This is a genomic window from Flavobacteriales bacterium, assembly GCA_016699575.1.
Classification (GTDB): domain Bacteria; phylum Bacteroidota; class Bacteroidia; order Flavobacteriales_F; family PHOS-HE28; genus PHOS-HE28.
This window is the reverse complement of sequence record CP064979.1, coordinates 3,779,353-3,792,832: the sequence shown is the minus strand read 5'-3', so window position 1 is coordinate 3,792,832 and position 13,480 is coordinate 3,779,353. Positions and strand designations below refer to the sequence as shown.

Genomic DNA, 13,480 nt, shown 5'->3' with positions numbered 1-13,480 from the left:
GGCAATGACTGCATGCCCGCACTGCAAGGCCTCCGGTTGCCGACGTTTGCACCCTTGAGGGTCCTGCTCGCCATCCGGGTGCTCTTGGTGCAGATGTTCCAACTCATGTGGTCGCCGGTGACCAGTCAGGAGGAAATGGACAAGCACGATATGAGCTTGAATGCGAGGGCGGTGTTCGCGTTGGTGACGGTGGTGGTCATTGGGACGTGCTTCGTGCTTTTCCAGTAAGGCCCCATCCCGAACCTATTCGGATATTCACGGCGTGACCCCCACCGAATACCTCGTCGCGGTCGACAAGCTCTACCGCAGCGGCAAAGCCACAGAGCACAGTTACCGGCCCGACCTGCAACGACTGCTCTCCGCATTGTGCAAGGGCGTCGATGTCACCAACGAGCCCCAGCGCATCGCGTGCGGGGCACCGGACTACATCCTTACGCGCAAGGACATCCCCGTTGGCTACGTAGAGGCCAAGGATGTTGGCGTTGACTTGTCGAGCAAAAGCCTGAAGGAACAGTTCGACCGCTACCGGGGCTCGCTCGACAACCTCATCATCACCGACTACCTCGAGTTCCGCTTCTACCGGAACGGCGAACCGACCACCAGCATCCGCATTGGTGAGGTGGTCGGTGACAAGGTGAAGCCGTTGCCCGGTGAGTTCGACAAGTTCACCGCGCTCATCACCGACTTCGCCGCGTGGCAGGGGCAGACCATCACCAGCGCCAAGAAGCTCGCCAGCATGATGGCGGGCAAGGCCCGCCTATTGGCCGACGTGATCGAGAAGGCCGTGAGCAGCGACGAGGAGAGCCAGGCCAACACCGAACTGCGCCAGCAGCTCGAGGCCTTCAAGGTCATCCTCATCCACGACATCGCACCGCGCAGTTTCGCCGACCTCTACGCGCAGACCATCGCCTACGGCATGTTCGCCGCGCGCTTGCACGACCGCAGCCTCGACAGCTTCAGCCGCGAGGAGGCCGCCAAGCTCATCCCGAAGAGCAACCCCTTCCTGCGCAAGCTCTTCAACAGCATCAGCGGCAACGACCTCGACGAGCGCATCGTGTGGATCGTGGATGCGCTGGCCGACATCTTCCGCGCCACCGACATCGGCAAGCTGCTCAGCGGCTTCGGCAAGGGCACCGGGCGCGACGATGCCTTCATGCACTTCTACGAGGACTTCCTCGCGCAATACGACCCGAAGCTGCGCAAGAGCCGCGGCGTGTGGTACACGCCGGATGCCGTGGTGCGTTTCATCGTGCGTGCGGTGGACGATATCCTGAAGACCGAGTTCGGCCTGCCGATGGGCTTGGCCGACAGCAGCACCACCCAGATAGAGGTGGACACGCAGAACACCGACAACCGCACGACCACGGGCAAGCGCAAGGAGAAGCGCACCGTGCACCGCGTGCAGGTGCTGGACCCCGCCACGGGCACTGGGACTTTCCTCGCCGAAGTGGTGCGGCAGGTGTACGCCAAGTTCGACGGGCAACAGGGCATGTGGCCACAATACGTGGAGCAGCACCTGATCCCGCGCCTCAACGGCTTCGAGCTGCTGATGGCCAGCTACGCCATGGCCCACCTGAAGCTGGACCTCGTATTGCGCGAAACCGGCTACGACATGGGCCAGCCGCACGGCACCTCGAACGCCGGGCCGAAGAACGCGGAGCAACAACGGTTACGCGTCTTCCTTACCAACAGCTTGGAAGAAGCCCACCCCGACACCGGCACCCTCTTCGCCAGTTGGCTGAGCCAGGAGGCCAACGAGGCCAATGCCGTGAAGCGCGATACGCCCGTGATGGTGGTGCTGGGCAACCCGCCGTACAGCGGCATCAGCACGAACAAGGGCGAATGGATCAGCGGCTTGATCGAAGACTACAAGTACGTGGACGGCGAACACTTCGGCGAGAAGAAGCACTGGCTCGGTGACGACTATGTGAAGTTCATCCGCTTCGGAGAGCACTTCATTGAGAAGACCGGTGAAGGTGTGCTCGCCTACATCAACAACCACAGCTTTCTGGACAACCCCACCTTCCGGGGCATGCGCTGGCACTTGCTGAACACCTTCGACAAGATCTACGTGATCGACCTACACGGGAGTACGAAGAAGACAAAGCTGCTGGAGAAGGGTGTAGTTGATGAGAACGTGTTTGACATTCAGCAAGGCGTCTGCATCAACCTCTTTGTGCGCAGCAAGTCGAAGCGGTCCGGGCCAGCTAAGGTTCACTACGGCAGTCTTATCGGCGAGCGCGAATACAAGTACGGTAACTTGAACGAGGGATTATTGAAGAAGGTGAAGTTCGAGATTGTGAAACCGGCGGCGCCGTACCTTTTCTTCAAGCCTGTCGACTTGGGGCTGGAACAGGAATACAGCAGCGGCGTTCATACCGGCGACCTCTTTCCTCTACACACAATGGGCTTCGCTTCCGCGCAGGATGACCTCACTGTCTCCATAGACCGAAGCACGCTGTTGTCAACCGTGGACACTTTCAGAAACCTACCGGTCGAGGAGATTCGCGCCAAGTATGGGCTCTACAAGGATTCGCGTGACTGGACCGTGCCCACGGCAAAGACGGACTTGATTGAGAACTGGTCCGAAGCATGTGTCAAGCGTGTGACCTATCGCCCTTTCGATAGCCGATTGACGTTCTATACCGGCAATTCTCGTGGCTTCTATGCAAGCCCGCAGAAGAAGGTGATGCGACATCTCTATGAAGGAGAGAATCTTGCATTCTGTTCATGCAAATCGAATAGAGACTACAGCCACACCTACCTCATCGCCCGCGACGTTGTCAGTAAAGGGGTCATCTCTTCGTTGGACAACGGCTACGTTTTCCCTCTTTACCTCTACCCCGAAACCACCAAGCAGACCAAGGCGCTAGCGCAGGGCGTGCAGCCCAACTTGGATGCCAAGCTGGTAGAGCAATTAGCGCAGGGCGTAGGGCTCACCTACACCTTCAAACCCGAGGCGCTCTTCACGCACGGCACAGGCAAGGAGTTACTGCCCTTGGATGTGCTGGACTACTGCTACGCCGTGCTGCACAGCCCGGCCTACCGCGCCAAGTACAAGGAGTTCCTCAAGAGCGACTTTCCTCGGATCCCGTACCCCGGCTCCTTGGCCGGGGAGACAGCCGTTGCGGAAAAGAAGTTCCGCGCGCTGGTGCAACTGGGTGCCAAGCTGCGGCAACTGCACCTGCTGGAGTGGGAGGGCATCGACAAGTACATCACCAGCTACCCCGTTGGCGGCAACAACGAGGTATCGCGCAAAATGAGCGCGAACAGTCCGGGCTTTGTGGCCACGGACAAGGGCCATGGCAAAGTGTGGATCAACGATGCGCAGTACTTCGACAAGGTGCCCGAGGTAGCATGGAACTTCTACATCGGTGGCTACCAGCCCGCGCAGAAGTGGCTGAAGGACCGCCACGGCCGCACGCTCACCTTCGATGACATCCGCCACTACCAACGCATTATCGTGGCACTAACGGAAACCGGGAGGGTGATGGAGGAGGTGGATGGGGTGGGGGTGGTGTGAGGTGAAAGCCAAGACTGATGCAAGACACGGACCGTGAGCTTTGAAAGCGATGACAGAAACTTCTAAGCTGAACAGGAGGATACACTGGTTACTTCTGATCTTGGGAACAACCCTGATCGGGATCGGGATCTACTGGGGTAGTGTCGGAAACAACGACTATCACCTGATACTGACAACGATAGGTGGTGCATTGCTCGGGTCGAGTGCGGGGTGGATGATCGAGGAGTACTATCGGAAAGGTGATGAGCGAACCGATGCCTTGTCATTGTTCAACAAGACCTATGATCTCTTGCAAAGGCATGTTAGGGTAAACAGCCTCTTTCCCCATGAATCGGCTGTTCAAGATCTGCGCACGGTCCCGTTGCACTTCTACTATTCCACTTTCACGGAAAACGGCGAGCCATTCTGGAACTACGTGGTTCTAGATTTCACACAGGTCGTTGTATTGGGACGCTTGCTGACAAGGATCAAGATCCTTGACTACCAAAGTGAACCACATGACTACGATGTTGAACTCTATCGCTTGCAGCAGAACGATCCAATTCTGATCTTATGGCGGCCTTCGAATAGTGCGCAAGCCGCAGAGGTGACTCTCCTGGCGTCAGGATTCGTCTCATACCAAAAGTGGTGTTGTGGGCTTATAGATCATGAGGATTGGGGTCGCCAGCGCCGCCTTTCCCGGGCTATTCTCTCAAAAGAAAAACTGATATCCAACATCTCACCTGGACCATTGTCGGAAGAAGACGGAAACAAACTACAGAACAGATGGGAGTTTAGGTATCAGCGCGGATATGATCTCTTCCGGTCGTCTTTGAAATAGCAGTCTAGTGAGCCTCAATGATCCGCCAAGCTATTGTCGTTTCCATTTGTCGCCCACCCCATCGCGGGTGCACTTCAATTGGTGCCCCTGCACCACCTCCGCCCGCACCACCTCCCCGCACCACCTCGCATGTGCGCACTCGGTTGCCGCTCGGCTTCGCCGAGTGTCCTTTGGTCGCGCGCCTGTGGCGCCAGAGCAACATCGTTTGCTACAGCGGTACCGCCGCCTTTGCACACCTCGCCTTACGCACCCGCTGCCACTGCGCAATCCCCCTCTCCATCGGCGTTCCCTCGCACGAACCGTTCGGTCATCGGACCCGGTCGTACCGTATGGCCCACTTCACCTCCCACGTCTTCCCATCATCGGCGCTGCGTTTCCAGGTCCAGTTGAACGTGTTCGGCGCAATGTCCGCGAAGACCATGTGGTAGAGGTAGCGCACCCCGTCCTTCTTGTCGGTGAGGTAGGTGGTGAGCAGCATGCCTTCCGGTGCGGGGCCTCCTTCAAAGGTCATGTAGTTGCCCTGGTCATCCACCCAGGTCTGCTTCCAAAGCCGGTGCTGAGCATCCCACATGGTCCAGCTCTCGCCGTGGTAGTTCTCCTTCGGGTCGGTGAAGCGCTCATGGATCAGCAGGCCGTTCATCTCCTTGGTGATGCTGTTGGTGCCGGTGCCACCGTCCCAGGTGAGCTTCCATTCGCCCAGCCAGAAGTCGAAGTCGGTTGGTGCAGGCATGGGCTGTTGGGCGTGGGCAAATTTGGATCCCAATAGGCCCGCTGCGATCAACGTGTGCTTCATCATGGGCGTTCGGTATTCTGCTGTGGTGTTCCTCCGTTCGGTTGTCAGCCTCCTTCGAGTATCCGTTTGATGCTCTTCAAATCCTTCATGTTCGCCCTGCGCATCATGGCGGCCATGAAAGGCGCGAACAAGCGCGAGAATCCGGAAGGCGATCCCGTGTTGCGCAGCGTCATCCGTGTGGAGCCCGGTCCTATGGCCTCCCAGGTGTAGGTGGTGCGCATGGGAAAAGGTCCTTCGGCGGTCTGCATCACCAGCGTTCGCCCTGGCACCAGTTCCACGACCTCATAGGTGTAGGCCAGCTTGCGACCAAGGAAGTGGGCCACGAACGCGATCCGCGAACCCACGGCGAGCGGCTTGTTCGTCTTCCATTCGGCTGCTTTGATGTTCACGTACCAGCGCGGCGCATTGTCGGGGTCCGCTGCGTAGTCCGAGACTTCCGCCAAGGGCTTGTTGATGATGACCTCGGTATGAACATCGACCATGGGCCGGAGGTGTTTCGGTTGACGAAATGCAGCTGGCGATCCGGGAGGTCCAGCCGCGCGGTGAGCGCATTCAGCCACGGATGCGCTCGGCATGCGAACGTACACCGTTCGGTGGAACGCCATATGCACGTACAAATAAGATGGGTAAAGGAACCGGTATGTGGCCGGTGCCATTATCCTTCAGGCTCCGGCCCTCATTGCTCGGAATACCTTTACCTAGCGCGCTTCGTTCGATCGTCCGATCCACGGTCAAGCGATCCTTAACGTATGCCGCGCGCTAAGCTGCGTACCGGTACAAACGCACAGCGCCGAGAAAAGCACCGGCGATCCCGGGCACACTGGAGCCGCAGAGGGGCTTCAACGCCAGCGCTACCTGCCGCTCTTCCGGCAAGGAAGGACCGCAGCATGCGAACATCATGCGCAACTGGTCGTCGGCGATGCTGTGCGGATCGAGCGCTTCATGCACGGTGGATGTCAGCGTCCACTCGCTCTTGAGCAGCGCCGAATTCTCATTCATCAGCTCCAGCCCACGCGCTTCGCGACGCAAGTGGTTGATCACTCCGTTGCACGCTACGCGGTGCAGCCAGGCCACGGGGTCATCGGGGACTCCCTTGAACGGCCACTCGCGCATGGCTTTGATCAAGGTCTCCTGCACAACGTCCTCGGCCAACTCCAGGTGGTTGCTTCCGAAAAAGCGCGTAAGTGCCGAGGTGAGCTTGCCGGCCTCGCGGCGGAAGAGGTTCTCTACCAGTGGCTGGACGTCTGTTGCTAGCGGGGCCGACATGCCCCAAAGATCGTGACCATCACGTGGTGGTAATATCATGCGTTCACGGCGCGCCTCACCGTGAATGATGGCGCGAAACCCTCTTTCAACCAGCCATCAGCGCGCTCTGGTGAACCTAGCCTTGTCCGGTAAGGGCATTCCAAGTTCGACCGCGACCACCTGGCCCTTCTGCAACATGAACGAGCCCTCGTGATCTCCACCGGCGATGAAAGTGTCCGCGCCGGTCCATTCCAATGGCAAGGGGAGATCGCCGATACGCAGTCGCAGTTCATGTCCATCGAAGGTCACATCCAGTTCGCCCCAATCCGCATTGCTGAAACGCCCGTCGTAAGCGGATCCTGGAAGGGTAGTGCCGACCCCATCCTTCGACTTTGGTTCTTCTACTGGTTCCCCGGCCGCAGCCGCAAACCATGGTGGCAACGGATCCTGATAGGACTGTGTGCTCAAGCCCAATAGGCGGTCCAGCAATTGCGCGACCACCGTTTCGCACATCCACATACCGGGTTCCTTGGCGTTGGCAAGAACCACAACCCCGATCCGCTCTTTCGGCAAAAAGCCAATGAACGCTGCAGCACCCGCGAAGAGGCCATTGTGCACAACGAACGTAGCGCCGCGATGTTCGCGCAACATCCACCCAAGACCCCAGCCGGTTCGGGATTGGCCTGGAATGAACGGATGTTCCTCTGGCAATGCGACCTGGCTTTCATACATGGACCGCACCACGATTCCGGAAATCACCGGCCCGTTTGCATCGCGACCATCATGCATATGCATATGCAACCAACGCAACAGATCCTCGCAGGTGGAAACCACGCCTCCTGCTGCGTGCATCGTGCGGTCGGTTTTCCGTTCATCGGGCATGCGGTATCCATCGAGTCCATGCTCCAATGGCCGCATCGCACGGCTGTCCGCCAGCGTGGCTACTGCAGCATGTGTGGATCGCATGACAGAGGGAGCGAACACCCGGTCCTCAACGTACTGTTTCCACGATAGCCCTGTAACGCTCTCGATCACTTTACCGAGAAGGGTGTAGTGCAGGTTCGAGTAGCTGAACTCACTTCCCGGCTCCACCTGGGAGAGCAGCCTGTAGTACCGTTCATCGTTCATTTGGCCGGTATAAGCCTCACCAAAGGTGATCGCCCAACTTTCCAGCCCTTTCCGATGAGCGAGCAGGTCGCGAATCGTGATCGTAGCGCTAGCGGTGCTGTCCGCTAACCTGAAGCGCGGTAGGTATGTGCGCACTGGTGCATCGAGGTCCACTTTGCCATCCTGTGCCAGCTGCATGATCGCCTGTGCCACGAAAACCTTGGTGACCGATGCGATGTATGCTGGGCTGTTTGTGGAAGGCGGCGTCCTCGCCTCAGCGTCGCAGTAGCCTAGTGCATGTGTTGAGATGCTGTCGCCGTGGATCACTCCAACGACCATGCCTTGCACATGGACGGCGTTCATGACACCCGGCCATGTTGCTGCCAGCTCGCGAAACGGTGTTCGCCCAAAAAGGTCCGAGGTCGCGACTTGTCCTATGGCCTGGCCGCCCATCGACCCGATCAGCGCGAGGGTGAACGCCAAGGTGTGGTTGTACTTCATGTGCTTGGAGATCGTTGATCGTGCATTACGGTTTCGCAGTGCGACCTATCCATCCACGAAGCCCTCAATCGGGCGTGGCCGTAGCATAGCGCACCCGGCCGGGACCATCGATTTCCGAAGCCACTTCAGCCACCTTTCCGGTGAGGATCACATCGCCGCTCCCGGTGATCGCCACCACCATCCGGTCAGTCGGCCCCAGGATGATATCCCCGTTCCCATCGATCTTGGCCATGGCACTGCCACACGACAAGGCATGTACCCGTATGGGTCCGCTGTCCCTTGCGGTGGCCTTCAGTTCAGCACACGTGCCGCCCACGGTGATCGCACCAGGGCCGTCGTTCAACAAGGTGATCCGGTTCGCTGCAATCGTGATCGACACGCTTCCATTGCCCGTAGAGACCACCTCGAACGCGTTGGTCGTGAACGTCCCGGCACAGAGGATGCTCGCCGGACCGTCTGATGTGATGTGTTCCAAAGTGGGTACGCTGATGTGTACGACAAAGCGCTCGGAGGTGGAGTACTGCTTGTCGCCCGTATCAATCGTCCAAACCCCATTCCGAACAGTGGTCATCAACAGCGGCACCAGGTTGGCCTGGGCTTCCACAAGCACGCTCTGGACCGGTGCTTGTTTGATCTCGACATCGATCTCGCCCGTTACACGGATCCCTCGAATGGCCTCGATCACGAGCGGCGTCCGCAGAACAGGCCCTGCGCCATGTACAGTGCTACCAGCGATCGCGAACAACGGGTTGAACTGTATGGCGACAAAGAGTGGGATGGCAAGTGATCTCATCATAGCACGCTGCTTTGCCGATATGACGCCGACCGGCTATCCCTCGGTTACACTGTCCATCACCTGCTGGGAATCCTTCTACACGATCAATCGCGTGTGCCCTTGATCAAGGTCTCTTGCACCACATCCTCGGCGAGTTCCAAATGCTTGCTTCCGAAGAAGCGCGTGAGCGTCGAGGTGAGCTTGCGCGCTTCACGACGGCAGATGTTCTCCACGAGCGGCTCCACCCGGTTGGACGGCTACGCCATGCTTATGGACCCTCCTTTTCCGGTGGAGCGTAACACGTTTGCCCGCATAACAGCTTCCATCCGTCCGCACGTTTTACCACGAAGCCGGTCTCCAGCAACGTCGTTCGCGTGGTATTGTCGTTCATGCCAACTGTCACAGCCTCCAGTTCACCGGTGTAGGCAGCCATCGAATCGTTCATCGGCTCAATGCGCAGCGCGCGCCAGCGAGGATCGATCGCGCGCAACGTTGGCGCGGTCCGTTCCACGATGGTCCGCACGCTATCGAAACCGATGGGTCCGGCGTATCCGGGTGGCACCCAGAAGAAGGCATTGCTCGTGTCCAGGAAGGGTAGTTCACCGCGTAGCCCCTGCGAGCGCTGGGCGTTGGCATACTGCTCGAACATGGCGCGCACTTCGGCTTCGATCCGTTGTGGTTCGTATCGATGGGCTTCGTGTGCTGCGCAAGTGCACATGAACACGGACGCTCCGATCATGATCCACGGATCCAGGATGCACCTGACGGCAATGCTCATGATGTGAAACTACTCATTTGCATTCCGCGTGACCGACTTTTTCGCCTTTGTCCAGAACCAGATATCCACGCCGATGAGATTACCGATGAAGCCATCATCTTCGGTGTGCTTGAACGTGATGCCGACGCCATGGTCGCTGCGCAGCACATGGGTATGCGCCTCGAAGCCGATGGTGCTCTCGCCATCGCGACCGGTCACGCGGAAAGGAAGCGCCATTGATCTCTCGACACCGTGCATGGTGAAGCGGCCGTGCGCTGTATAGCCCGGTTCCGCTCCCGTTATGCTGTCACTGGTGAATGTGATCGTCGGGTACTTCTCCGTCTCGAAGAAGTCGGCGGTGAGCAGGTCGGCATCCCGCGATGGGATACCGGTGTTCACACTCGCCGTTTGGATCACCGCACGGATGCGCGCGTGCGTGAGATCGTCATCCGGCAGTTCCAGGTCGATGGTGAAGTCGGTGAACTTGCCGGTAATGGTCGTGAGCCCGTTGCTGATGGGCACGGTGAAGGCGATGGTGCTATGGTTGGGTTCCACCACGAGCGAACTTCCGTCAAGGGTGAAGGCCAACAGCATTGTTACGGACAACATGAGAATGAGTGCGTGCATGGTATTGAAGTCGCGAAATACAATGCTAACCACTGATCATGTGCTTGCCCTGATGAAGTGACGAACCGCGAGGGAACAGATCGGACCGCCCGAACTGGATGGCCGACAAGCTCAAAGTTGCACGATAAGCTTCCCGGCGTAACGCTTATGGCCCATCTGTGCCTGCACCAAGTAGGATCCGCTCGGTAGTTGATGAAGCCCGATGGGCGATTGGGCCAAGTGGTTCTCTAACACGATCACGCGGCGACCGACAACATCATGTATCTCGATGTGATCGATAACTGCACCTTCATCTGCCGGGAACCAGAACAGGGCATCGGCGGGTTGGGGATACAGCACCAGGACTTCAGGATGAATGTCAGGGCCTATACTCAGAGCAATGCCGTTCACCGCGAACACCACCCCGTCGTTGGCACCATCGGAAACCACGGAAGCGAGCAGCACCCGACCATCCGCTACAGCTAGCGCCGGGGCATCGGGCGCGTAGAACACGTTAACACCCGCATTGGTGGTCCGGTAGTAGCCGTCGGTGCCGAAAAAATTGTTCGTGGTACCATCGGGTTGAAGTGCAGCGAGGATGAAATTGCCGATCCCAGCGCAGCTGGTCTGCACCGAACCTCCTACGAGGATGTGGCCAGAATCGTCCACATTCAGACCACCGGCCCAAGAACAATCCCCGGTGATGCCTGAAACCACCACGCCGCCATTGTTGCCGAAAGCGACATCGATGCTGCCCTCAGGCTGTGTCCGCATCACTTCCATGAAGCGAGCCCCGCCAGCATCCCGCCGGGAGATCACTGTTACGACTCTCCCATCACCCATTACATCCAGATCCATCGCCGGACCCAAGCCACCCAGTTCCACATAACCGGTTCCAGCTCCAAAGGCCGGGTCCAACGTTCCAGCAGCAGTGAGTCTCAGCAGAACCGGTTCCAGACCCAACATGCTCGGGCTGGTACCCGCTGCGCACACGATCGACCCGTCCGTTGCGATCCGCACCGCGTTCACCTCATCCCAGTAGCTCGAATTATCCCATAGAAAGACCCCATCGGTCGCGAATGCCGCATCAGGGTCGCCTGCACTGGTGAACCGTGCCACAAGCACATCGCCGAGTTGACTGCCGCCCTGATCGTAGTGCATGCCAACGGCCACCACGCTCCCATCATCATCAATGGCCACCTCGCGGAATTCAGTGAACGCCGGACCCGACATGTAGGCGTAGCCTCCGGTGCCGAAGCTGCCATCGGGCGATCCGTTCGGGTTCAACCGCAGCACGAAGGCGGTAGTGGTCCCGAAATCCCAACTGGTGATGGTTCCTACGAGAACCACCTTGCCATCGGGCTGCATTGCAACACCACGGTACTCGGTATCGGAATCAACGAACTGGCTTGTGTAGGCACCGTCGGCCGAAAACGTCGGATCCGGGTTGCCGTTGAGCGTGAAGCGGCACACGAACCCCATGCCGTTGGAGAACCCGTAAGCCGAACCAGCAGCGACCACTTTGCCATCGGGTTGCACGACCATGTCAAAGAACTGCTCGTCCGCTCCGGAAAGGTCAATCAAGGCGAAGCCGTCATTGCCGAAGTCCGGGTCCGGTACTTGGGCGATCGCCACACCTGGTACAAGTGAAGCAATGCCGATCATCAGTGCTACGTTCCGCATGGTGGGTCGGGTCGGTGATCGATGGGGTGGAAGGTGGTGCCGGCCGGGACGAAGCGTCATGACCTGTCGTGCGATCCTTGGATGATGACATGCACGTCCATTGCGAAGGTCCTCATATCAATACGTGGTTACGGGCATCACTCCTCGATGTGGTGGTCCGCCAATCGCATCTCGATCCTCACTCCGCTGCTCGCATAGAACGAGGAGTACATGGCAATGCCGATGTCTTGCACGTAGTTGTCAGCCTCGAATAACGGACTGGTGAATCCAGGTTGCATGTAGAACACCAGTTCGCGGGCATGGTCTGAAACAAAAATGCCCGCAGGTGTGAGCAGACCCAAGCTCTGCGACTTCAGCACAGTGGCTGTTGAGTCAACGGGGAAGAAGGGCCCGGGACCGGTCGCGATCGTGTCGCTCACGGCTGTCACGTCCATCAGCACATTGCCGTTCGGTTCAACCAACCTGGGGCCGTCGACGCCCACCCATTGGTCCACGCCGAAGAGCCCGAAGCGTTCACCACGCAGATGCGCGTAGCTGCGCCCGTCAATGATCGTATCACCTTCCACGAAAATGCTATCGCGCATGGAGTTGGGCGTTTCCACGCCGGTTCCCGGAGCGATGTTCACACCGGTGTACACCCACCAGCTGCCTGCCGCATAGGGCGCATAGGAGGCGGTCGGATAGCTCGCTGGTCCGGTCATCGGCGCTGGACATTCATCGTCACTGTCTTTCTTGCAGGCGGTGAAGGCGGCGGCCAGCATCAGCAGGTAAGCACTGGATCTCATGTCGTTTGGAATTGGTGCGCTTGCAACGCGGTGTGCGGCGCGCTATTGCCCCACCGTGCCGGGCGGTTACCGCACCACGATGCGCTTCCGAAGGATGCCTTGGGCATGTCGCACGCGCACGATCACCACTTCGCTGGCCAGTCCCGCAAGCCGGATCGCTTCGCCGCGCCATCGGCCGGACAGAACCGTTCTGCCGTTCATGTCGGTCACGTCAATGGACACCGGCGTGTTCGCTCCCTGCCACGCTAGCTGTTGTCGGATCCCGTCCCAAAGCAGTTGACCATCCGCCTGTTGCTCTTCCATACCTGTGGTTCCGGCGAGGCAATCGCCCAGCGTGGTCTGGAATTCAGCCAGGGTCATGATCTGCTGCGTCCCGTCGGTGATCTGGCCGTTCACGCTTCCATTCGCATAACCCAGCCAGTTCAACCCGCAAATGGTGATCATGAAATCCCCGGGTTGCTCGGCGGCACCTGCGCAAGTGCCGTTCCCTTGCAGGTCGGCGTCGTGCAAACCCCAAACCACCGTATCGCCATCCGCCCATGTGTCAACGAAGCGGCGGCATAGCCAACCGCAATCGCCCCACACGCGGATCGTATCGCCTGCTGCAATGGAACCCGAGAAACTTTGCAGCACAAGCACATCCATGCCGTACGACACTTCGCCCAGCTTCACACCGAGGATGTTGTGGTCGGGCGGTGTGTACTCCCAGAATGGCGGCGGCGGGGCTTGCACGCCGCAGAAAGTCTGAGGACCGTAGCAATCGCACGCCCAAGCGCCGGTCGCGGTCAACGTGGCAAGTGCCAGGAGCTTTCTCATGAAGTCGGTTTCCGGGGTAGATGCGTTCCGATGGTACTTCGCTGCTCCGGGCGGGCCACCGCTCGTACC

The 13,480-nt window shown here is 59.0% G+C and carries 13 protein-coding genes; 3 read left to right on the top strand and 10 right to left on the bottom strand.

Annotated features, from left to right (window positions below; all coding sequences use genetic code 11):
- Positions 1-54: 54 nt before the first annotated feature.
- From IPJ76_15800 to IPJ76_15790, 3 genes are all read left to right on the top strand, one after another.
- Positions 55-228 carry a hypothetical protein gene (locus IPJ76_15800; GenBank protein ID QQR86051.1) on the top strand — a complete coding sequence of 58 codons (174 nt, stop codon included), beginning with the start codon at positions 55-57 and terminating at the stop codon, positions 226-228.
- A 34-nt stretch (positions 229-262) separates the two neighbouring features.
- Positions 263-3,523, top strand: a complete 3,261-nt coding sequence (locus IPJ76_15795; protein QQR86050.1) for an N-6 DNA methylase — start codon at positions 263-265, stop codon at positions 3,521-3,523.
- Between the two features lie 100 nt (positions 3,524-3,623).
- Positions 3,624-4,343 carry a hypothetical protein gene (locus tag IPJ76_15790; protein ID QQR86049.1) on the top strand — a complete coding sequence of 240 codons (720 nt, stop codon included), beginning with the start codon at positions 3,624-3,626 and terminating at the stop codon, positions 4,341-4,343.
- 307 nt (positions 4,344-4,650) lie between these two features.
- On the opposite strand, the gene IPJ76_15785 is transcribed toward IPJ76_15790, so the two are convergent.
- The 10 genes from IPJ76_15785 to IPJ76_15740 all read right to left on the bottom strand — a co-directional run bounded on the left by IPJ76_15785 (position 4,651) and on the right by IPJ76_15740 (position 13,411).
- Positions 4,651-5,139: a hypothetical protein gene (locus tag IPJ76_15785; protein ID QQR86048.1), complete on the bottom strand. Its 489-nt coding sequence runs from the start codon at positions 5,137-5,139 to the stop codon at positions 4,651-4,653.
- Between the two features lie 41 nt (positions 5,140-5,180).
- Entirely contained in the window at positions 5,181-5,618 is a 438-nt protein-coding gene (locus IPJ76_15780) for an SRPBCC family protein (GenBank protein ID QQR86047.1), read from the bottom strand.
- Between the two features lie 277 nt (positions 5,619-5,895).
- Positions 5,896-6,402 (bottom strand): hypothetical protein, encoded by a 507-nt coding sequence (locus IPJ76_15775; GenBank protein QQR86046.1) that lies wholly within the window; start codon positions 6,400-6,402, stop codon positions 5,896-5,898.
- A gap of 96 nt (positions 6,403-6,498) precedes the next feature.
- Positions 6,499-7,989, bottom strand: coding sequence for a beta-lactamase family protein (locus tag IPJ76_15770; protein QQR86045.1), 1,491 nt, complete (start codon positions 7,987-7,989; stop codon positions 6,499-6,501).
- A 64-nt stretch (positions 7,990-8,053) separates the two neighbouring features.
- Complete coding sequence (locus IPJ76_15765) at positions 8,054-8,785, bottom strand: DUF2807 domain-containing protein (GenBank protein ID QQR86044.1); 732 nt, start codon at positions 8,783-8,785, stop codon at positions 8,054-8,056.
- A 247-nt stretch (positions 8,786-9,032) separates the two neighbouring features.
- On the bottom strand, positions 9,033-9,542 hold the full coding sequence (locus IPJ76_15760; protein ID QQR86043.1) for a hypothetical protein: 510 nt from the start codon (positions 9,540-9,542) through the stop codon (positions 9,033-9,035).
- 9 nt (positions 9,543-9,551) lie between these two features.
- Entirely contained in the window at positions 9,552-10,148 is a 597-nt protein-coding gene (locus tag IPJ76_15755; protein ID QQR86042.1) for a YceI family protein, read from the bottom strand.
- A 111-nt stretch (positions 10,149-10,259) separates the two neighbouring features.
- On the bottom strand, positions 10,260-11,810 hold the full coding sequence (locus IPJ76_15750; GenBank protein ID QQR86041.1) for a T9SS type A sorting domain-containing protein: 1,551 nt from the start codon (positions 11,808-11,810) through the stop codon (positions 10,260-10,262).
- A gap of 137 nt (positions 11,811-11,947) precedes the next feature.
- Entirely contained in the window at positions 11,948-12,595 is a 648-nt protein-coding gene (locus IPJ76_15745; GenBank protein ID QQR86040.1) for a hypothetical protein, read from the bottom strand.
- A 66-nt stretch (positions 12,596-12,661) separates the two neighbouring features.
- Complete coding sequence (locus IPJ76_15740; GenBank protein QQR86039.1) at positions 12,662-13,411, bottom strand: hypothetical protein; 750 nt, start codon at positions 13,409-13,411, stop codon at positions 12,662-12,664.
- Between the last annotated feature and the right edge of the window lie 69 nt (positions 13,412-13,480).

Coding starts and splice junctions, on each gene's coding strand:
- IPJ76_15740 (QQR86039.1), bottom strand. CDS start 13,411: ATGAGAAAGCTCCTGGCACTTGCCACGTTGACCGCGACCGGCGCTTGG.
- IPJ76_15765 (QQR86044.1), bottom strand. CDS start 8,785: ATGATGAGATCACTTGCCATCCCACTCTTTGTCGCCATACAGTTCAAC.
- IPJ76_15770 (QQR86045.1), bottom strand. CDS start 7,989: ATGAAGTACAACCACACCTTGGCGTTCACCCTCGCGCTGATCGGGTCG.
- IPJ76_15760 (QQR86043.1), bottom strand. CDS start 9,542: ATGAGCATTGCCGTCAGGTGCATCCTGGATCCGTGGATCATGATCGGA.
- IPJ76_15785 (QQR86048.1), bottom strand. CDS start 5,139: ATGATGAAGCACACGTTGATCGCAGCGGGCCTATTGGGATCCAAATTT.
- IPJ76_15750 (QQR86041.1), bottom strand. CDS start 11,810: ATGCGGAACGTAGCACTGATGATCGGCATTGCTTCACTTGTACCAGGT.
- IPJ76_15755 (QQR86042.1), bottom strand. CDS start 10,148: ATGCACGCACTCATTCTCATGTTGTCCGTAACAATGCTGTTGGCCTTC.
- IPJ76_15780 (QQR86047.1), bottom strand. CDS start 5,618: ATGGTCGATGTTCATACCGAGGTCATCATCAACAAGCCCTTGGCGGAA.
- IPJ76_15745 (QQR86040.1), bottom strand. CDS start 12,595: ATGAGATCCAGTGCTTACCTGCTGATGCTGGCCGCCGCCTTCACCGCC.
- IPJ76_15775 (QQR86046.1), bottom strand. CDS start 6,402: ATGTCGGCCCCGCTAGCAACAGACGTCCAGCCACTGGTAGAGAACCTC.